The organism is Staphylococcus sp. HMSC65H10, assembly GCF_001839185.1.
In the GTDB taxonomy this organism is placed as follows: domain Bacteria; phylum Bacillota; class Bacilli; order Staphylococcales; family Staphylococcaceae; genus Staphylococcus; species Staphylococcus simulans.
The window spans coordinates 87,572-108,106 of sequence record NZ_KV840360.1 but is presented as its reverse complement, the minus strand read 5'-3'; the positions used below and the strand labels follow the sequence as shown (position 1 = coordinate 108,106).

Annotated in this window: 18 protein-coding genes; 4 read left to right on the top strand and 14 right to left on the bottom strand. The window is 37.9% G+C overall.

Translation table 11 applies throughout. From position 1 onward, the window contains the following. Nucleotides 1-109 precede the first annotated feature (109 nt). The 4 genes from HMPREF3270_RS08365 to HMPREF3270_RS08350 all read right to left on the bottom strand — a co-directional run bounded on the left by HMPREF3270_RS08365 (nucleotide 110) and on the right by HMPREF3270_RS08350 (nucleotide 3,770). Nucleotides 110-1,387: a cation:dicarboxylate symporter family transporter gene (locus tag HMPREF3270_RS08365; protein WP_023015060.1), complete on the bottom strand. Its 1,278-nt coding sequence runs from the start codon at nucleotides 1,385-1,387 to the stop codon at nucleotides 110-112. Nucleotides 1,388-1,559: 172 nt separating this feature from the next. Further along, on the bottom strand, nucleotides 1,560-2,462 hold the full coding sequence (locus HMPREF3270_RS08360; protein WP_002479716.1) for an EamA family transporter: 903 nt from the start codon (nucleotides 2,460-2,462) through the stop codon (nucleotides 1,560-1,562). Nucleotides 2,463-2,661: 199 nt separating this feature from the next. After that, nucleotides 2,662-3,018, bottom strand: a complete 357-nt coding sequence (locus HMPREF3270_RS08355) for a DUF3139 domain-containing protein (protein ID WP_070848140.1) — start codon at nucleotides 3,016-3,018, stop codon at nucleotides 2,662-2,664. 125 nt (nucleotides 3,019-3,143) lie between these two features. Next, nucleotides 3,144-3,770 (bottom strand): nitroreductase family protein, encoded by a 627-nt coding sequence (locus HMPREF3270_RS08350; protein ID WP_023015062.1) that lies wholly within the window; start codon nucleotides 3,768-3,770, stop codon nucleotides 3,144-3,146. 168 nt (nucleotides 3,771-3,938) lie between these two features. Between HMPREF3270_RS08350 and HMPREF3270_RS08345 the strand changes: the two genes are divergently transcribed. Next, entirely contained in the window at nucleotides 3,939-4,376 is a 438-nt protein-coding gene (locus HMPREF3270_RS08345) for a MarR family winged helix-turn-helix transcriptional regulator (protein ID WP_070848142.1), read from the top strand. A 150-nt stretch (nucleotides 4,377-4,526) separates the two neighbouring features. Further along, a complete protein-coding gene (locus HMPREF3270_RS08340) occupies nucleotides 4,527-4,931 on the top strand; it encodes an Hsp20/alpha crystallin family protein (protein WP_002479720.1) in 405 nt (134 codons plus the stop codon). A 124-nt stretch (nucleotides 4,932-5,055) separates the two neighbouring features. Here the strand turns inward: HMPREF3270_RS08340 and HMPREF3270_RS08335 are convergent, their stop codons facing one another. Both HMPREF3270_RS08335 and HMPREF3270_RS08330 read right to left on the bottom strand, forming a co-directional pair. Beyond that, entirely contained in the window at nucleotides 5,056-6,333 is a 1,278-nt protein-coding gene (locus HMPREF3270_RS08335) for a hydroxymethylglutaryl-CoA reductase, degradative (RefSeq protein ID WP_070848144.1), read from the bottom strand. Nucleotides 6,334-6,338: 5 nt separating this feature from the next. Continuing rightward, on the bottom strand, nucleotides 6,339-7,490 hold the full coding sequence (locus tag HMPREF3270_RS08330; RefSeq protein WP_002479722.1) for a thiolase family protein: 1,152 nt from the start codon (nucleotides 7,488-7,490) through the stop codon (nucleotides 6,339-6,341). Nucleotides 7,491-7,601: 111 nt separating this feature from the next. On the opposite strand from HMPREF3270_RS08330, the gene HMPREF3270_RS08325 reads away from it, so the two are divergent. After that, complete coding sequence (locus HMPREF3270_RS08325; protein ID WP_070848146.1) at nucleotides 7,602-8,771, top strand: hydroxymethylglutaryl-CoA synthase; 1,170 nt, start codon at nucleotides 7,602-7,604, stop codon at nucleotides 8,769-8,771. A 203-nt stretch (nucleotides 8,772-8,974) separates the two neighbouring features. Then, nucleotides 8,975-10,174: an FtsW/RodA/SpoVE family cell cycle protein gene (locus tag HMPREF3270_RS08320; RefSeq protein ID WP_060803609.1), complete on the top strand. Its 1,200-nt coding sequence runs from the start codon at nucleotides 8,975-8,977 to the stop codon at nucleotides 10,172-10,174. 137 nt (nucleotides 10,175-10,311) lie between these two features. Here HMPREF3270_RS08320 and HMPREF3270_RS08315 read toward each other — a convergent pair whose 3' ends face one another. From HMPREF3270_RS08315 to HMPREF3270_RS08280, 8 genes are all read right to left on the bottom strand, one after another. Beyond that, complete coding sequence (locus HMPREF3270_RS08315; protein WP_070867239.1) at nucleotides 10,312-11,478, bottom strand: nitrate/nitrite transporter; 1,167 nt, start codon at nucleotides 11,476-11,478, stop codon at nucleotides 10,312-10,314. Between the two features lie 330 nt (nucleotides 11,479-11,808). After that, on the bottom strand, nucleotides 11,809-12,462 hold the full coding sequence (gene nreC, locus HMPREF3270_RS08310; RefSeq protein WP_070848148.1) for a nitrate respiration regulation response regulator NreC: 654 nt from the start codon (nucleotides 12,460-12,462) through the stop codon (nucleotides 11,809-11,811). A gap of 11 nt (nucleotides 12,463-12,473) precedes the next feature. Continuing rightward, nucleotides 12,474-13,523 (bottom strand): nitrate respiration regulation sensor histidine kinase NreB, encoded by a 1,050-nt coding sequence (gene nreB, locus HMPREF3270_RS08305; RefSeq protein ID WP_002479727.1) that lies wholly within the window; start codon nucleotides 13,521-13,523, stop codon nucleotides 12,474-12,476. After that, nucleotides 13,510-13,965, bottom strand: coding sequence for a nitrate respiration regulation accessory nitrate sensor NreA (nreA, locus tag HMPREF3270_RS08300; RefSeq protein WP_070848150.1), 456 nt, complete (start codon nucleotides 13,963-13,965; stop codon nucleotides 13,510-13,512). The genes nreB and nreA overlap by 14 nt, the downstream gene beginning before the upstream one ends. Nucleotides 13,966-13,976: 11 nt before the next feature. After that, nucleotides 13,977-14,663 (bottom strand): respiratory nitrate reductase subunit gamma, encoded by a 687-nt coding sequence (narI, locus tag HMPREF3270_RS08295; RefSeq protein WP_002479729.1) that lies wholly within the window; start codon nucleotides 14,661-14,663, stop codon nucleotides 13,977-13,979. Then, complete coding sequence (locus HMPREF3270_RS08290) at nucleotides 14,656-15,231, bottom strand: nitrate reductase molybdenum cofactor assembly chaperone (protein ID WP_002479730.1); 576 nt, start codon at nucleotides 15,229-15,231, stop codon at nucleotides 14,656-14,658. The genes narI and HMPREF3270_RS08290 overlap by 8 nt, the downstream gene beginning before the upstream one ends. After that, nucleotides 15,224-16,792: a nitrate reductase subunit beta gene (gene narH / locus HMPREF3270_RS08285; RefSeq protein ID WP_070848153.1), complete on the bottom strand. Its 1,569-nt coding sequence runs from the start codon at nucleotides 16,790-16,792 to the stop codon at nucleotides 15,224-15,226. The genes HMPREF3270_RS08290 and narH overlap by 8 nt, the downstream gene beginning before the upstream one ends. After that, nucleotides 16,782-20,456, bottom strand: a complete 3,675-nt coding sequence (locus tag HMPREF3270_RS08280) for a nitrate reductase subunit alpha (RefSeq protein ID WP_070848155.1) — start codon at nucleotides 20,454-20,456, stop codon at nucleotides 16,782-16,784. The genes narH and HMPREF3270_RS08280 overlap by 11 nt, the downstream gene beginning before the upstream one ends. Nucleotides 20,457-20,535: the final 79 nt, after the last annotated feature.

Below are 20,535 nucleotides of genomic sequence, written 5' to 3'. Positions count from 1 at the left end.
AGTCAGAACATTTATGTCCCGACCCCTTTTTAATAGTTTTACAAATATTATGTCAGAAAATTTAAATTTAGAGTCAGGTTTTAACAACCTCTCTATACGTGTGTATTGCTTAAATAGATTTTAAGTAGTCTTCAGATTTTTGTTTATCGAAGACATTTTCCCATTTCGCAATAACGACTGTTGATAATGCGTTACCGACTACGTTAACGCATGTACGAACCATATCCAGAATACGGTCCACACCGATGATTAACGCAAGACCAGCTGCTGGTAAGCCCATAGAACCTAATGTTGTTAAAAGTACAACGATTGAAGTTCCCGGTACCGCTGCCATACCTTTTGATGTAATCATCAATGTAAAGATTAATACAAGTTGTTCACCTAAACTTAAGTGAATACCATACATTTGTGCAACGAACAATGCGGCGATTGATTGATACAGTGCTGAACCATCTAAGTTGAATGTGTAGCCGATTGGAATTACAAATGATGTCACGTCTCTCGGAGAACCGAAGTTTTCCATTTTTTTCATCATAACTGGCAATACTGCTTCTGAACTTGAAGTTGAGAATGCCAATAAAATTTCACTTTTCAATACTTTTATAATATCAAATACACTGATGCCGCATAATTTAGCTACAATGCCCAATACTACTACTACAAAGAAGACCATTGCGCCGATAACAACAGCCACTAATTTCAATAGTGGAACCAATGCTGAAGCACCAAATGTCATAATTGTTACACAAATAAATGCGAATACGCCTAGAGGCGCGAGTTTCAAGATTTTATTGATCATCCAGAATGTCGCTTCTAACACTCCGCTTAAGAAAGCTTTAACAGGCTCTCCTTTTTCTCCGATAGCTGCAATTCCTAATCCAAAGAATACAGCGAAGAAGATAATCGGAAGCAATTCGCCTTTAGCTAATGCTTCGAAAAAGTTCGTCGGAATGATATTAACAATGGTATCAATAAAATGATTGCCATATGTAGAATGTTCAGCTGCATGTGCTGATGATTCATATTTAGTAATATCACCTTTTGGTAATTTGTTCGGATCTAGTCCCGTCCCCGGTTTAAAGATATTCGCGAACAAAACACCTAATGCAATTGCGATAGTTGTAATCACTTCAAAGTAAATAATTGTTTTAAGTCCATAACGTCCAACTGTTTTAGATTCACCTACACCTGAAATAGATAAGGCAAGCGAACAGAAAACGACTGGAATAACAATCATTTTAATTAAGTTTAAAAATATATCACCAAGCGGTTGTATATAATTCGCGATGTCTTTTTGTCCATAAAGCAATAGTCCTACAACAACACCAAGAACAAGCGCGATCATAACCTGCACTGGTAAACTTATTTTTCTCTTAAATATAGCCATTGATGCATCTCCCCTTTTTCTGACATTGTTTAATTATATCAGAAAATAAATAATTAGGATAGAAAAATTTAAAACTTCAAGATGATTTTACACTAAATGTTTAAAATTATATTAAATAACAGTGTAAAATAACATATTTTGAAGCAATTATCTTTCTATCCTAATTATACCGCTAGTCTTTGACGACTGCTAAGAAGATTACCATTAATACGATTAATGCGACACCCATAACTTGCCAAGCACCGAATGATACGCCTAACCATACAACTGATAATAAAATCGCTGTTAACGGTTCGATCGTACCAAGTACACTGGCTTCTTGCGGGAATAAGAATTTCAAGCTGGAAATAAATAGCCAGAATGCAAACATCGTACCAATAATCACTGAAATGAATAAATACACAATGACTTTTACATCCCAATTTGATGTATCAACTTTCCAAATCGGATGTAAGAAGTTTAAGAATATACCTGCAATTAACATCGCCCAACCTACAACATTGACCGTTCCCCACTTAGCAAGCAATTGTACGGGGAAGATGGTATAGAATGCCATCGCAAAAGCTGACATTACACCCCAAATAATTGCTGGCATCGGAACAGATAATGTTGCAAGCGAACCATTCGTTAATAGGAAGAATGTACCACTTAGTGCCAATGTGACTGCGATACCTTCTTTCCATCTGAAACGGATGACTTTAGCTGCAACTAAATACAAGATAATAATGACAGGACCTAAATATTGGAGCAACGTCGCTACTGCTGCGTTACCATAATGAATGGTCGCCATAAAGCAGTATTGCACACCTAACATACCAATGAGTGAGTAAATAAATAATTTGAGCGTATCTTTTTTATCTGCCCAAATGGTGATTGTCTTCTTACCTTCTAAAAAGAATGACATTATAACTAAAAGTAATCCAGATACTAATAAACGAACACCCACGAACCACGTGACCGGTAATTGTTTATTTTCAAACAACCATTGTGATACTGTACCGCCGACGCCCCAGAATATAGAGCCAATAATCACGAGTACAAAGCCCGGCCAACGTTTTTGATTTCTGTGTGTCATGCCGTCCCTCCTATCATGTTTTTTCTCTATGCTGATACTAAAGGTGTTATATCCATTTTTGATGATAATAATCAATTTTTGATAAGTTGTGATAGAGTTTTCATAATCACACAACTATCCTTGTAACGCAAATAAGACACTAAACACTATTCATCGTGTTTAATGTCTTAATCACATTTATTCTAACATACTTAATCGGTTATTTAAGCTTATAATTGTCATCAAAGAAATTATGTTTAGCTTTTTTGATATGCTTTCTTGTTTGCGTATCAAATGCTTGTGCAAATAATCCCTTTGAAGTCCCCATCGGTTGAATCACATACGTTAATTGCGGTTCATCTTTAAAGACAACCTCTTTATAATAAACGCCGTCTTTCGCATTGAATTTTTTCTTTTCTGATTTGATATCATCTTGTAATTGATGTTCAGCAATATACTGATCCACCAATTTTAAATTTTGCTTACCTTGATAGGTTTTCAAACCAAAGAAGAATACTGTTGCGATAATTAAGGAACCGATAATAATTAAAATCAAATGAAAAACTCTTTTACTCATAGCCAGACTCCTTTAGCCTTTAAACTTCATCCATATAAAAATATATTATCTATATAATTATGAATGAAGTTTCCCTTACTTGTCACACATTTAATTACATTGTAACAAATTTGTCGATGATTACATTAGAAATAACGTCTGAAAGCATCTACATCTAAACGATACGTATGATGTGCTGCTTGATCTGCCTTACCTACAGCAACCACCATTACTGGAACATAGCGTTCAGGATCTAAACCTAAAATAGAAGCAATATTTTCTCTATCGAAACCGCCGATTGGATTAGTATCATAGCCATGTGCTTTAGCGACAAGCATGAACTGCATCGCAAACAAGCTGCAGTCGATATTTACGATAGATGTCATTTGCGGCAAGCTTAACCCTTTATAAAATGGTAGAAACTTAGATAATAAGTCATCTTTAGTTTCTTGAGGCATATAGCCTTTATCAACGTTACCTTGATAGATTTGTTCACCATACTCGTAGTTGCGTAAATCACCAAAAATAACAACCATCGCAGCAGATGTATCATTTTGTCTTGTATTGAATTGCATAGCAGGACGGACTTTTTCTTTTCCTTCTTCACTGTCTACAACAACAACTCGCCATGGCTGCATATTAATTGAAGAAGGTGCTAGTGCTGCTTTCCCTAACATTTCATCCATTTCTTCATGTGAAATCTTCACATTCGGGTCATAAACCTTTACTGATTTACGTGCTCTCAGCACATCATCAAACCATTGTTTTTCCATTATATTTTTTGCTCCTTTATCTATTATGTTTATTTTTCGAACAAAACGGAATCTATTTGAATATTTTCATACTACAAAGTTTAAACATAGTAAATTATAGGCACGAAATTTATTCTTGACAAGTGATTGCGTTCATAATATCGTTGTTTTAAATAAGGAGTGATTTAATTGCATGAACCTAACAACTTTTTAGATAAACAATTATGTTTTTTATTCTATGTGTCGTCTAAAGAGATAATTAAGCGTTATACCCCGCATCTTAAGAAATATGGGCTGACATATACTGGCTATATTGTTCTACTCGCTATAGAAGACGATGAATATATCAACATCAAATCTTTAGGGGAAAGATTATATTTAGATTCTGGAACATTAACACCTATGATTAAAAAGTTAGAAAAACAAGGGCTTGTTAAACGTCTTAGACAGCCATCAGACGAAAGAAATCTCCTTGTCTCTTTAACTGAAGAAGGTGTTAACACTCGCCACGAAATCTCACATATTGCGATGGAAGTTTTCAATGATTTAGACATTTCAATGGAAGATGCGAAAACAATTAAATCTATCCTATCGAAATTTATCGTTAATAACTTTTCTGAAGCCTAACACTACAATCCTCTGATTATCTATCAGCTCCTGGACGTGATATAATTAAAGTCAGAACTCGCTGAATACTCAGTAAGATTGCCTTACAAGAATTCGGGTATGAATGACTAAAGCGAGCTTTAATTAAACAATGAAAAGGAGCGATTTTATATGCCTTTCGAAAGTAAACCCACTGACATTTTCAAAGAATTCGGACGCCAATTTATAGATCAAATCCCAACGGTAAATGCTGTAAAAACAGATATTAAAGAAAAAGATAACCAATATATTGTTGAAGCAGATTTACCAGGATTTGATAAAAAGAATATCAACCTTTCTTATAATGAAGGTACACTGAAAATCAGCGCAAAACGCTCAATTGAAAGTCGTACTGAAAATGAAGAAGGTCGCGTAATCCAAAGAGAACGTAGCACTGACAGTGTCAGCCGTGAATTCTCTTTCAGTAATATCGACAGCGACAAGATTTCAGCTTCTTACAAAGATGGTGTCTTAACTGTTGTATTGCCTAAGAAAGATGAACAAGACTTAGCGGGTTCTAATATCACAATCGATTAATAATTATTTTTCGCAGCATTCCTTTAAGAGATGCTGTTTTTTTACGTCAAAAAAAGCGAGTCCTCTTTAAGAACCCGCTTCTCTCATCAAAATGACATCTCATATTGATTTATAACATTTATTTTTAGTTACTACGTAATTCAGCTAACAATTTTTCCGCTTCAGCCATATTCGCAGTGTCTGCTTGTTTTAAAGCATCGGCTACCTGTTCAATTTCGTTACCTTTCGCACCTGCGACAATCGCCAGTGATTTATACTGCAGACTCATATGACCTTCTTGAATACCTTCAGATACTAAAGCACGACACGCTGAGAAGTTTTGAGCCAAGCCGACTGCTGCCGCAACTTCACCTAATTCTTGTGCAGAATCCACATGCAAGATTTCTTGTGCTAAACGTGCAATCGGAACCACTTTTGTACCGCCGCCGACAGTTGCGAGTGTCATCGGAATTTCAATCGTTCCTCTTAAACGACCTTTATCTTCTAAGTACTCCCATTTTGTCATACTGCGATATTGTCCTTCTTTACATGCATATGCATGTGCGCTGGCTTCAGCACTGCGTGTGTCATTGCCTGTTGCTAATACTACTGCATGAATACCATTCATGACACCTTTATTATGTGTCACTGCACGGTATGGATCGACATAAGCTAAAACTGAAGCAGCTTCCAAACGTTTCGCAACTGTTTCACCGCTCATCTCACCACGTGCTAAAGCTGAAACATCAATTTCTCCTGAGACGCGCACAAGTGACGCTGTAGCGTGATTAGACAAAATACTCATTAGGACATTGATTTCTGGCCATTCGCCTTTCAGGAAGCCAGAAATGCCTTCTAAGATGGTATTCATCATATTAGCGCCCATCGCATCTTTCGTATCAACATAAACTTTTAAAGAAACTAGTTGTTCTTTTTCAAACGTATCGACATCAATTTTACGATAACCACCGCCACGTTTTAAAATCGATGGATAACTTGCATCTGCGACTTGATGAATTTGTGATTCTTTCTCAATTAATTGTTCAGCTAATTGTGCTGGATCTTCTACTTCCATAAAGACAATTTGTCCAATCATCAAACGTTCACTCGATTCAACTTTGAATCCGCCAGTTTGATTGACTAACTTCGAACCATAACTTGCGGCAGCTACGACTGATGGTTCTTCTACCATCATCGGCACCGCATAATGTTTACCGTCTACAATAATGTCTGGTAATAATCCGACAGGCAATGCACCTTGTGTAATCACATTTTCAATCAGACTATCAGCCACTTCTTCAGAAAGCAGCGGTATATCTAACAATTCTTGATGACTTTCTTGTGAAATCCAACCATTGTCTTCTAAACGCTGTAATTTATCTTGACGTGATAAGTGTCTGAAATCTTTCCCCAATGCTTTCATGTTGCTTACTCTCCTTTTTCAACTTCTAATGCGATACCTAAACCGCCGCCGATACATGCTGTTGCAATACCGTTGTGTTTATTTTCTTGATGCAGTTCATGAACTAATGATGTCACTAAACGTGCCCCTGAAGCACCGATTGGATGACCGATTGCGACTGCGCCGCCGTAGATGTTCAATTTCTCATCTGGAATGTTCAAATTCTCTTTAACCGCAATACTTTGAACTGAAAATGCTTCTGTCATTTCTACTAAATCAATATCATCAATTGTTTGATTTGTTTTCTCTAATAATTTAGATACAGCATAGTAAGGTGCGATACCCATAATTTCAGGATCACAACCGACTTCTGCATAATCACCTAAAATCCCCATAATTTCATAGCCGTTTTCACGTGCATAGTCTGCATCCATTAAGATTAAGGCTGATGCACCGTCATTGATACTTGAAGCATTTCCTGCTGTTACTGTACCGTCTTCTTTGAAGATAGTATCTAAAGTCGCAAGTTTCTCTACATTACTGTTACCGCGGATACCTTCGTCCATTGTCATTTCTTCGCCATCTGCATCTGTTAATGGAATCATTTCTGCTTGGTATTTACCAGCTTGAGATGCTTCGTACGCTTTTTGATGTGAATTGACCGCAAACGCATCTTGTTGTTCACGTGTCACTTCATATTTATCCGCAATACGTTCAGCCGTAATCCCCATCGGTACATTTTCAAACGCATCTGTCAAACCGTCATGCATAAAGCTTGGTACAGGTTTTTCTTGTCCAGGTAATACCAGTTTCGGTGCATTTGTCATACTTTCAACACCGCCAACTGCGACAACTTTTGCTTCCCCTAATTGAATCAGTTGTTTACCTAAGATTACAGCTTTTAAACCAGATCCGCATACTTCGTTGATAGTCATTCCAGGAGTTGATGTCGGCAATCCGGCATTTACCAAGATTTGACGTGCTGGATTCTGTCCGTTGCCTGCTTGCAATACGTTACCAAAAATTACATTCTCGATTTTATCTTTCGGCAGATTGATAGCATCAATTGCTGCTTCTAAAGCGATGGTGCCAAGTTGTACTGCAGAATAATCTCTTAATTTCCCTCTGAATTTTCCTACTGGTGTACGTTTTGCACTAACAATTGCGATTTTGCTCATAATTTAGTCTCCTTTTTTATCACTAGCTACTAATTTAAAATTGTATTTTTGTACCCTCTTTTGATATGATTTAAAGTGATTTAACATATCAAGAAAGGATGTTGGTTATTTATGACAATTGGTATCGACCAACTTAATTTTTATATTCCGAACTTTTACGTAGATATGGCTGATTTAGCCGAAGCACGCAATGTAGATCCAAACAAGTTTCTGATTGGTATCGGTCAGACTGAAATGGCTGTAAGCCCAGTCAGTCAAGACATTGTAACAATGGGTGCGAACGCTGCTCAACCTATCTTGACAGAACAAGACAAGAAAGATATTACGATGGTTATTGTCGCAACTGAATCAGCAATTGATTCAGCGAAAGCGTCTGCTGTACAGATTCATCATCTACTAGGAATTCAACCTTTTGCACGCTGTTTCGAAATGAAAGAAGCATGCTATGCAGCGACTCCTGCGATTCAAATGGCAAAAGATTATTTAGTACCACGTCCTAATGAAAAAGTATTAGTTATCGCAAGTGATACTGCGCGTTACGGACTTAACAGCGGCGGTGAACCGACACAAGGTGCTGGTGCAGTCGCTATGGTAATCAGTCATAACCCGCGTATTGCTGAGTTGCATGATGATTCAGTTGCATTTACAGAAGACGTTTACGATTTCTGGAGACCATCTGGTGAAATTTATCCGCTTGTTGACGGTAAATTATCTAAAGATGCCTATATCCATTCTTTCCAAGAAAGTTGGAACGAATACGCGAAACGTTATCATAAATCATTGTCTGACTTTGCTGCGTTATGCTTCCATGTACCATTCACAAAGATGGGTCAAAAAGCACTTGATTCTATTTTAACAGATACAGCCTCAGAAGATACACAAGCAAGATTAAATGACAGTTACAAATCTGCTACGGATTATAACCGCTATGTCGGAAATATCTATACAGGTTCACTTTATTTAAGCTTGATTTCTTTACTTGAAAACCATGATTTAAATAGCGGAGACCGTATCGGTCTATTCAGCTATGGTTCTGGTTCAGTAGGTGAATTCTTCACAGCTACACTTGCAGACGGCTTCAAAGACGCACTTGATGTTAAAGCACATCAAGCAATGTTGAAAAACCGAAAAGCATTATCTGTTGAAGAGTACGAATCATTCTTCAAACGTTTCGATAACCTTGAATTTGATGCTGAAACTGAGTTAGCAGTTGAACCAAAAGGCAACTTCTACCTTAAAGAAATCTCAGACAACATTCGTTACTATGATACCGTAAAATAATAGATAAAGCTTGTGTGAAGCAATGCTTGATTTGGAAGTCTTGAAGTCATTTCAAGGCTTCTTTTTTTATTTGTGTTTCATTCAATTTTCTTTTACCTATAAAAGGTGGATAGTTGTAAACAAAATCTATATAATAGATATTTAATGCATTATATTTCACATCGCGTTTAAGGAAAAACAGACAATCGTAGAGGTGACTAGAATTGAAGAAATTTCTCAGAGCGTTGCGTAACGCAACTAAAGGTGTGGATCTGAGTTTGATCATAACCTTTATCCTGCTTGGTTTTATTGGGATTGTCATGGTTTATAGTGCTAGTATGGTACCCGCTTCAAAAGGTTCTTTAACAGGCGGCTACCCTGTCGCAAGCAACCATTTCATGAAACGCCAAGCTATTTATTTCGTGATTGGACTTATCATAATCTTTTTCTCTCTTTTTGTCAGAATCGATTTCTTTAAATCTCCAAATGTTCAATTGGTCATGTTGTTAGTTACCTTTGGACTTTTAGCTTTAACCTTATTAATAGGTAAAGAAATCAACGGTTCCAAAAACTGGCTGAACTTAGGATTTTTCAGTCTCCAATCTTCCGAGTTTTTAAAACTCGCTTCTATATTTTATTTCTCATACATCATTGATCGACGATTAAGCAGACAGCGTGACTATCAAATTAATCATTTAATTCCACCGTTACTCTTATTAGGCTTTGGTCTGGTCCTTGTACTCTTACAAGGTGACTTAGGTGGAACCATGTTAACCGTCGTCATTATAGGATGCATTTTACTTTATTCTGATATCAAGAATAAAATTAAAGTGCAAATCTTCGGCATCGCACTCTTGCCTGTAGCAATGTATCTGATTTATACATTACTCTTTGATACGAAGAACATTTACAGAATCAAACGTATTGCTGTTTTCTTAAATCCTTTCAAATATGAAAATAATGAAGGGTATCAGCTGACAAGTGCTTTAATTTCAATCGGTAATGGCGGTTTATTCGGTAAAGGACTCGGCAATGGAGTTTCAAAACTTGGGTACCTGCCAGAACCGCATACAGACTTTATTTTCACTGTCTTGTCTGAAGAGTTAGGCTTAATCGGGGTACTGATTGTATTAGGACTCTATGGACTCATTGTGGTGAAAAGTTTAATCTATGCTAACCGTACTTCAAATCACTTCTACAAGCTGATATGTATCGGTATCGGCAGTTATATCTTTATCCAAGCCTTTGTTAATATCGGCGGTGTTTCAGGTACCATTCCTTTAACAGGTGTAACCTTACCGTTGCTCAGCTATGGCGGTTCATCGATGTTAAGTGTCAGTATTGCATTTGCGGCATTGATTATGACGACACGTAAAATTAATCGTGAACGTACCGCGCACACTAAACTTCAAGCAATTAAATAACATTCAAAGTAGGAACAAGTGTAGGTCTATCACCTTTCTCTTGTCCTGCTTTTTAATATGACTAAGGACCACTAACATTCATCTATTAGTGGTCCATACGTCTTCAATATTTACATGTTCATTCATCCATACCGTTCTTATTTAGCTGCAAGCGAACGGTTTCTCTTGCCTAAATGCCACATCGTGATAAACGCAATCACTCCGAATAATGCTAAGAAGATGAAAGCTAAGTGGCTTGTTCCTGTTAAGCTTGTCACATACGTAATCACTAATGGCGGGAAGAATCCTCCAAGACCACCCATCATTGATACGATACCGTTTGCGACACCTGCTTCTTTGTGGAAGTAATGCGGTACTAATTTGAATACTAAACCGTTACCGATACCTGCACATGCACTGATTGTTAAGCATCCGATTGTAAATAATAAGATACCATCAGAAATACCTAATAAGACAGCACCGATAATCATAATAATAAAGTCGACTTTTAATGCCATCACCGCATCAATTTTGTCCCCGATGATACCACCAAGCGGTCTAAGTAATGTCGCAATCGCGATAAAGACCCCTGCTCTGATTCCTGCGTCTACTGAAGTCAAATTGAAATGATCAACTAAGTATTTAGGTAAGAAGATACCAAATGCTACGAAAGAACCGAACGTAATGAAATACCATAAGCTTAAGTAATATAAACGTAAGTCTTTTAATAAATCTTTCGCTTGTGCTACAAATGGAACCTTAACTTTAGGTTCTTTAGCATCTCCTAAGAAGAACATTATGATTGCGAATACTGCCATTAAGATTAAGTATAATCTCACTGTTGATTGCCAACCGATAACACCTGCTAATGGTGGTGCTAAGAATGAAGATACGGCTGTCCCTAAGTTACCCATACCGTAAATACCATTCGCTAAACCAACTTTTTCTTTAGGGAAATATTTAGGTAATGATGTTACCCCAACTGAGAAAGTCGCACCTGCTACCCCTAAGAAAAAGCCTGCAATCATTAACATGTTAACTGATGTTGCTGAACTTAATAAAAAGATAGGTACTAATAGAATAATAAAACTTGCGAAGAAGACCCATTTTGCGCCAATAACGTTTGTTAAATAACCGAATGGGATACGAAGAATAGATCCTAAAATAACTGGTATTGCGAGTACAATTGAAACTTGTCCGCTCGTAATTTTAATGTCTTCTGAAATCAGCGGCATCAATGGTGCAATGATAATCCATACCATGAAGCCGGCAACCAAACTCAACGTTTGGATGGTTAACTGTAAACCGCCTCTAGATTTGTTCATTTTTTTCACCCTAACATTACATTTTCATATCATATTTAATAAGAGCAGCAGTATCCCCCTGATGTGTTTTTTGAGTCGAAGTTATTTTATTCATCAGTTAAAGATACTGCTTACACTTAATAGTGTATTATTTAGGTGAATTATTGAACATAAGGGCATTCCCTTAAAACATTCGGCTTTTCCCTAATCCCTCTATTTTAGTTAAAATCAGCATGTTAAAGGCTTTTTTCATCACAATTTTTCACATATTAGTCACATACTATTCAAATTGTTCGACTTTAAATTAAAAAAGAACTCATCTATTTTGATGAGTTCAATGTCATTCCTATTTTAAAAATCAAGCAATTTTTTCTTTAAGGCATACTCCACTAATTCTGGTTTAGATTTTAATTCTAACTTCTGCATAATATGTGTTTTATGTGCTTCTACAGTTTTCACTGAAATAAATAATTTTTCTGCGATGTCTTTATTTCCATAACCTTTGGCAATTAAAGGCAATACTTCTAACTCGCGTTTAGATAAAATCCGAAACGGATCATTCGTATTTTTGCCATCTTGGTCAGAATTATTCACAAATTCATTGATCAATGATGTCGTCATTTTAGGGTCAATATAAGTGTCGCCGCGATAAACCGTACGCACAGCTGAAATTAATTGTTCATCTGGTGCGTTCTTTAAAATATAGCCTTTCGCGCCATTTCTTAAGACATGGAACAGATATTCATCATCATCATACATCGTTAAAATAAGTATTTTTGTTTCAGGAAAACTTTCCATAATTTTACTTGTCGCAATCAAACCTGACTCCCCTGGCGGCATGCTTAAATCCATAATTAACACGTCAGGGCGATGCTGCATCACTTTTTGGTATGCTTCAACACCCTCAGCAGCAGTATCTACGACTTCCATATCCTCTTGGAAATTCAAGATCATAGAGAAGCCCGTTCTCACCACTGCGTGATCATCTGCAATAACAATTCTCAACATCAAGTCTCCTATCGTTTATCAGTTATTGGAACTTCTAACGTCACTATTGTACCACGTCCCACTTGTGAATCAATATTAACCGAACCGTTGACTAATTCAGCACGTTCATTCATACCGAATAATCCTAGACCGGTTCCTTTTGCTTTATCACCTATATTGAATCCTGTACCGTGATCGCTCACTTCAGCGATAATGGACGCTTCTCCTAAGTGTAAGGAAACGTAAACTGTGTCTACTTGTGCATATTTCAGCGCATTGAATAATGCTTCTTGTACCACACGATAAACTACCGTTTCGATTTCGCTGTCAAAACGTTGTGCCGAAAAATCAGTATGATACGCAATATGCACACCATAGTTCTTCTCGAACTGTTTAAAGTAAGAGCGGAAAGCAGCGTCTAGTCCTAAGTCATCTAATGAAGATGGGCGCAGCTCTACAGATAAATTACGGACATCATCGATTAAACGTGACATAATGCCTTCAATACGCTTAGAATTATCAACCATTTCATCTTTATCTTGTTGATACTTCAATAAACGTAATTCAACGTCTACATTAATCAATTCTTGGACAATACCATCATGTAATTCTCTGGAAATCCGCTTACGTTCATTTTCTTGTGCTGAAATTGTTTTTTGCATCATCAAACGCTGATAACGTTTATCTTGTCGTTCAATCTGAGGAGAAACATTGTGTAGTGTAAATGCATAGATTTCATTGGCTGTATCGATGATTTCGTATGAAGCAGTGTATGGTTCAATTTTATTGTCTCGTGTGCGCATAAAGACTTGGAAGCTGCCTTTGCCGATTTCTAACGCTTCTAAAAAACAGTTTTCACATGACATAATATCAAACTCATTTGAATAGCCTTCGCATCTTCTGCAAATCGCATTCGTCATTTGACTATAGTCATTTTCTTCAGAAAAGACCTCTTCCGCCGCTTCATTCAACGCGATCACTTGACCTTCCTTATTTAAAAACACCATTTTTTCATTGGTATTTAAATAATACTTGGTCAATAATTCTTGTAATTTTTCACGGTTATCAATTGATTTCATCTCTAAAACTCCCTAACCTGTGATTAATGCGAATCTCTTCACTGCCTTCAGGCAATGGACGCCCATTACGTTGACCTAGCAACAATGCGCCATACACACGATTATCATGCCATAAAGGAATGGCAACCATTGCTGTCAGTGATTCACTTAAAACAATCGGATAACTGAGCTTGTCGCTTGGACTCAGCACAGTATTGACATCATCGATAATCATTCTAGAGCCAGTTCGGATAACAAGACCAGCCAACCCCTTGCCAGGGCGCAAGACAATCAGCTGATAGCGGTTATTGAGATTGCCTGACGCATGTCTCCATTTGATGACTGCACTATGTGAGTCATCTTCAGGCAAAGCAATCGCCGCAAAATCAAACTGTTCTTCTTCTCTGATTTCTTCCAAAGCAGCTTGATAGTTAAAGTAACCCGTCGCAACTACACTATTCAAATTGTCTCCTCCTATCTATGTTTGACTTTGTTTCTGCGGTAAATAATGTAACTTCTGCTCGCATAAGTCAATGGTACACTCCACACATGAACCAATCTTGTGAATGGCCATAACGCAAAGATACCAAAACCAAGTAATACATGAAGTTTAAATGACCATGGCACATCTGTCATTAAATTTGCATCTGGTCCAAATGTGAATAATTGTCTGAACCATACAGAAATTGATGATCTATAATCAAAATCTGGCATAACCGCATTTGTTACTAACGTTGCATAGCACCCCATAAATACAAGAATCAACAAGAAAAAGTTTACAACCATATCTGATGCAGAACTAAGATGTCTGATATTCTTAACTGATACACGGCGTGACGTTAATAAAAACATTCCAATTAATGTTATTATACCAAAAATACTACCGATATATACAGCCCCGAAATGGTACATCTCATGGCTGACTCCCATTGCGCTGATCCATGATGGCGGGATTACTAAACCCACAAAGTGTCCAATTGCTACCGGGATAATCCCTAAGTGGAATAATAAACTGCCCCATTTCAAACGTTTCTTTTCAATAAATTCACTGGACTTTGCTGTCCAAGAGAATTGGTCATATCTAAAGCGGGCAATATGACCGAGAATAAAAATGGCGATACATAAATATGGGTATATGACCCACAAAAATTGATTAAGCATGCGGTGTCACCTCTTCACTTGGTTGTAAACATAATTTGAGTGTTTCTCTTAAGCCTTTAATTAAAGGTGCATACGGACTATCCATTTCTCTTAATTGATTCAGCATCGCAAATGTTCCATCTTCAATCACCATAATAATGAATTCGATATTGCCTTCTGCACGATCATCGTTTTGCCATTGTGCAGCGTATAAGAATTCAAGCATTAACGGTAAGAAGTCTGAAAGTTCATTATCGACCATATCGAGTCCGAACATTTCATAGAGTACTTTGAGTTTCGCTAACATTTGTCCGCGTTCTTTCTGCGTATCAAATTTATTGTAAGTCATATACAGCGGTGCTTCTTTATTAAAATCAAATGTATCTGTATACAGTTGTTTAATTTCAGTCAACGGATAACTTAGAATACGTTCACGATATTCCACCATCTCAGCATATGCTGGATGGTGACTATCGAAAACATCTTCAAATGTCTTAGGATGGAAAGTTAACTTTTCTGGAAAGTTCAGTTGTTGCGCAAAATAACCGATTGACTCTTGATATTTATAAAAGTTATTCAGGTTAATCACGGAAAATCCCTCCATAGAAGCTTTCGTTATAAGCTTCTTGTCCAGTTTGTCCCGGTTTCATTGCTACTGGTGCGCCACAGCCGTCACAACCGCTTCCGCCGATTGTGTTATCGCTGAATTCATAACCTTGACTGCCTTGTGCAGCATAAGTGTCCATATATTGTTCTTTGTGAGATGTTGGGATTACGAAACGATCTTCATATTTCGCAATCGCTAATAAACGATACATCTCTTTAGTTTGACGTTCTGTTAAACCAAGACGGTCTAAACGATCTAAATCGAAGTCTTTACCTGTCACTTGTGCACGCATGTAACTTCTCATCATTGCCATACGTTGTAATGCTTCTTTAACTGCTTTTGTATCACCAGCAGTCAATAAGCTTGCAAGGTATTCAATCGGTAAACGCATTTCTTCAATTGCAGGGAAGATTGCATCTGGGTTCTTGATTGAATCTTTACCTTCGAAGTAGTTCATGATTGGGCTTAATGGTGGGCAATACCAAACCATTGGTAATGTACGGTATTCAGGGTGTAATGGGAAAGCTAATTTGTACTCGATTGCCAATTTATAAACTGGTGAGTTTTGTGCAGCTTCGATCCATTCCATTGATACGCCGTCTTTTAACGCTTGTTCAATAACTTCTTCATCATATGGATTTAAGAATAAATCACATTGTTTTTCGTATAAATCTTGTTCATTTTCAGTTGATGCAACTTCATGTACACGGTCAGCGTCATACAGTAATACACCTAAATAACGCATACGGCCAGTACAAGTTTCTGAACATACTGTTGGTAAACCAGCTTCAACACGCGGGAAACAGAAAGTACATTTTTCAGCTTTGTTAGTTTTCCAGTTGAAGTAAACTTTTTTGTATGGGCATCCTGTCATACAGTAACGCCATCCACGACAAGCTTCTTGGTCAACAAGCACGATACCATCTTCGTCACGTTTGTACATTGCACCTGATGGACATGATGCTACACAGCTTGGGTTTAAGCAGTGTTCACATAAACGTGGTAAATACATCATGAATGTTTGGTCAAAGTCGAATTGGATTTTTTCTTCAATACGTTGAATGTTCGGATCTTCTGGCCCAGTTACGTGTCCGCCTGCTAAGTCATCTTCCCAGTTGGGACCCCAATGTAAATCCATTTTGTCACCAGAAATGACTGAGTGTGCAGTCGCAACTGGAGAATGTTTGCCTGCTTTTGCAGTTGTCAGATGTTCGTAGTTGTAAGTCCAAGGCTCGTAGTAATCTTTAATGACTGGCATATCTGGGTTGTAGAAGATTTTACCAAAAGCAATCTTAGACCAGCGGCTGCCCGCTTTAAGGTCTAATTTGCCTTTCTTGTTCAGTGTCCATCCACCTTTATATTTCTCTTGGTCTTCCCAGCGTTTCGGATAACCGACACCTGGTTTTGTTTCTACGTTATTAAACCAAATATATTCTGCACCCGGACGGTTTGTCCAAGTGTTCTTACAAGTGACACTACATGTGTGACACCCGATACATTTGTCTAAGTTCAATACCATGGCTACTTGTGCTTTAATCTTCAAGCCAATCTACCTCCTTCATCTTTCTCACTGCTACATAAACATCTCTTTGGTTACCAATTGGACCATAATAGTTAAAGCTATAGCTGATTTGGGCATAGCCCCCAACTACTTGCGTAGGTTTCAAGTGAATACGAGTCGGTGCGTTATGTGAACCGCCGCGCATTCCTGTAATTTCAGAACCCGGTGTTTGGATATGTTTATCTTGTGCGTGGTACATAAACATTGTTCCTTTCGGCATTCTGTGTGATGTAACGGCTCTTGCTGTAACAACACCGTTACGGTTATATACTTCTAACCAATCGTTATCGTTAATATCGTGTGCTTCTGCATCTTCTTTAGAAATCCAAACAACCGGACCACCACGGAATAACGTCAACATGTGTTGGTTATCTTGGTATGTTGAGTGAATATTCCATTTACCATGAGGTGTTAAATATCTTAAGACTAAGTTATCTTGACCGCCGATGACTTTCTTATCTTTTGTACCGAAGACCATCGGTGGTAATGTCGGTTTATAAACCGGTAAGCTTTCACCGAATTGCTGGAAGATTTCATGATCTAAATAGTAACTTTGACGTCCAGTCAATGTTCTGAACGGTACTAAACGTTCAATGTTTGTTGTGAATGGTGAATAACGTTTCTTACCTTTATTTGAACCAGAGAATACTGCAGTCGGAATCACTTCACGTGGTTGTGATGTAATGTTTAAGAATGTAATCTTTTCAGCACTGCGGTCACTAGAAATATCTGTTAAAGGCATACCTGTTTTATCTTCTAAGTCTTTATATGACGCTTGAGATAACTCACCGTTTGTTGCTGATGAAATATTTAAGATGACATCTGCAGCACGTCTTGCTGTATCAATACGTGGCAAGCCGTTTTTCACTGTATCGTCATTCCATGTACCAACGATATCTTTAGCTTCTTCGTATTGTTTTTTAACTGGGAAGCTGACACCGTGCGCACCTAACTTCGCATTTTCTAGTAAAGGTCCGACAGAAATGAATTTGTCATAGATTTCTGTATAGTTACGGTCTACAACTGAGAAGCCAGGCATAGTTTTACCAGGAATCGCTTCAACTTCGCCTTTTGTCCAGTCTTTAACTTTACCGTAAGGTGTCGCAATCTCTTGTTTAGAGTCATGCGCTAATGGTGAAGTCACCACATCTTTGAATGTACCTGGCATATGCACTTTCGCTAAATCAGAGAATGTCTTACTTAATGATTTGAAGATATCCCAGTCTGAACGTGATTCCCATAATGGGTCAATCGCTGGATTGAATGGGTGAACGAATGGGTGCATATCTGTTGATGATAAGTCGTGTTTTTCATACCAAGTTGCAGCTGGTAAGACGATATCTGCTTTTAATGGTGTTGAAGTCATACGGAAATCTAATGCAACAATCAAGTCTAATTTACCTTGTACTTCATCACGCCAGATCATTTCTTCAGGTTTATCTGTTTCGTTTGCTTCAGCAAGTAATCCAGAACTTGTTCCTAACATATGTTTCATGAAGTACTCTTGTCCTTTTGCTGAACTTGATAATAAGTTTGAACGCCAGATAAATAATGATTTCGGATGGTTCTTACGTAAATCCGGATCTTCAATCGCAAATTTCATTTCGCGATTTTTTACAGAGTCAACAGCACGTTTTAAAATTGCTTCGTTGTTGAATTCTCCAGCATCTCTTGCTTCTTCACCGAACTTCAAGCTGTTTGTATCGAACTGCGGATAAGACGGTAACCATCCTAAACGTGCAGCTGTTACGTTATAGTCAGCTGGATGTTGGTGTTTAATATTTTCTGCTAATGGTGATGCTAATTTATCGACACCAGACTCTTCATATTTCCATTGGTCTGTTGTGAAGTAGAACCAGCTTGTACCATTTTGTAAACGTGGCGGACCTTGCCAGTCTTTCGCGAAGGCAATTGTGCTCCAGCCTTCAATCGGACGACATTTTTCTTGTCCTACATAGTGTGCCCAGCCGCCGCCGTTTACACCTTGACAACCGCACAGCATAACTAAGTTTAAGACTGCACGATAAATTGTGTCTGAGTTGAACCAGTGGTTGATACCTGCACCCATGATAATCATTGAGCGGCCACCTGTATCAATTGCGTTTTGGGCAAACTCTTCAGCAACTTGAGTGACTACTTTTTGTTTCACACCTGTTACTTTTTCTTGCCATGCTGGTGTGTATTCTGTATCCGCATCGTCATAACCTTTTGCTTCTAATTCATGTCCGAAACGACGTACACCGTATTGACTTGTCATTAAATCGAAAACAGTCGCCACATATGTTGTTTCGCCGTTTGCTAATGTTACTTTACGTGCTGCAATCGGACGTTCGAAAATGCTGTTGCCAGCGTTATCGAAGTAAGGGAATTTCATAATTTTAATTTCATGTTCATCGTCAGCTACTGTTAACGCTGGATCGATTTTAGAACCGTCTTCATTTTCAAGCTTCAAGTTCCATTGCTTGCCTTCTTCCCAACGTTGGCCCATTGTGCCGTTAGGTACGATAATTTGACTTGATTCTTTATCAAATACAACAGGTTTCCATTCGTTGTTTTCAGATTCCATACCTAAGTCGCTCGCACGTAGGAAACGACCTGCTTTGAAGCCATCTTCATGTTTATCGAACATGATTAAGAATGGCATATCTGTATATTGTTTAGCGTAGTTAACGAACATTTCAGAAGGTTCATCTACGTAATATTTTTGCAAGATAACGTGTGTCATACCTTGTGCAATCGCTGCGTCTGAACCAGGGTTTGGTGCTAACCAGTTGTCAGCGAATTTCACGTTTTCAGCATAGTCAGGTGCAACTGAAACCACTTTTGTTCCTTTATAACGAACTTCTGTCATAAAGTGAGCATCTGGTGTACGTGTTAACGGTACGTTTGAACCCCACATAATGATGTAGCTTGAGTTGTACCAGTCACTTGATTCAGGTACGTCTGTTTGTTCACCCCAGATTTGCGGTGACGCTGGTGGTAAATCGGCATACCAATCATAGAAACTTAACATTTCTCCACCTAATAGGTTGATGAAACGTGCACCTGATGCATAACTGATCATTGACATCGCTGGAATCGGTGTGAAGCCTGCGATACGGTCAGGACCGTCTTTTTTGATTGTGTAAAGAAGTTGTGCTGCAATCAGTTGTAAAACATCTTTCCATGCGACACGGATGTGTCCACCTTTACCACGTGCACTTTTATAAATTTCTGCTTTTTCTTTGTCTTCAACGATAGAAGCCCAAGCTTTAATCATATTACCTTCATTTTCTTCTAATGCTGTTGTCCAAAGTTCCCATAATTTCCCTCTAATGTATGGGTAGCGTACGCGAAGCGGGCTGTATTCATACCAAGAGAATGAAGCACCACGAGGACATCCACGCGGTTCGAATTCCGGCATGTCTGGACCGCAGCTTGGGTAGTCAATTTGTTGGTTCTCCCAAGTAATGACACCGTTTTTAACGAATACTTTCCAAGAACATGAACCTGTACAGTTCACCCCATGAGTTGTTCTGACTACTTTATCGTGACTCCAACGTTCACGATACATTTTTTCCCATTCTCTACTTTTATCTTGTAAAACAGACCAATTACCATTAAATTTTTCAGTCGGCTTAAAGAAGTTTAATCCAAATTTTGCCATCTCTAACATCCTCTCATCTCAATTACTTTGCTCACTAGGCTGTTAACTTCGTAAATACTGTTTACTATTTTTTCAACTT

Bases quoted from the DNA above. Each gene is read 5' to 3' on its own strand.
- HMPREF3270_RS08325 (WP_070848146.1), top strand. From the start codon at position 7,602: ATGACAATTGGTATCGACCAACTTAATTTTTATATTCCGAACTTTTAC.
- HMPREF3270_RS08340 (WP_002479720.1), top strand. From the start codon at position 4,527: ATGCCTTTCGAAAGTAAACCCACTGACATTTTCAAAGAATTCGGACGC.
- HMPREF3270_RS08350 (WP_023015062.1), bottom strand. From the start codon at position 3,770: ATGGAAAAACAATGGTTTGATGATGTGCTGAGAGCACGTAAATCAGTA.
- HMPREF3270_RS08330 (WP_002479722.1), bottom strand. From the start codon at position 7,490: ATGAGCAAAATCGCAATTGTTAGTGCAAAACGTACACCAGTAGGAAAA.
- HMPREF3270_RS08315 (WP_070867239.1), bottom strand. From the start codon at position 11,478: ATGAACAAATCTAGAGGCGGTTTACAGTTAACCATCCAAACGTTGAGT.
- HMPREF3270_RS08280 (WP_070848155.1), bottom strand. From the start codon at position 20,456: ATGGCAAAATTTGGATTAAACTTCTTTAAGCCGACTGAAAAATTTAAT.
- HMPREF3270_RS08360 (WP_002479716.1), bottom strand. From the start codon at position 2,462: ATGACACACAGAAATCAAAAACGTTGGCCGGGCTTTGTACTCGTGATT.
- nreB (WP_002479727.1), bottom strand. From the start codon at position 13,523: ATGAAATCAATTGATAACCGTGAAAAATTACAAGAATTATTGACCAAG.
- HMPREF3270_RS08355 (WP_070848140.1), bottom strand. From the start codon at position 3,018: ATGAGTAAAAGAGTTTTTCATTTGATTTTAATTATTATCGGTTCCTTA.
- HMPREF3270_RS08365 (WP_023015060.1), bottom strand. From the start codon at position 1,387: ATGGCTATATTTAAGAGAAAAATAAGTTTACCAGTGCAGGTTATGATC.
- narI (WP_002479729.1), bottom strand. From the start codon at position 14,663: ATGCTTAATCAATTTTTGTGGGTCATATACCCATATTTATGTATCGCC.
- HMPREF3270_RS08335 (WP_070848144.1), bottom strand. From the start codon at position 6,333: ATGAAAGCATTGGGGAAAGATTTCAGACACTTATCACGTCAAGATAAA.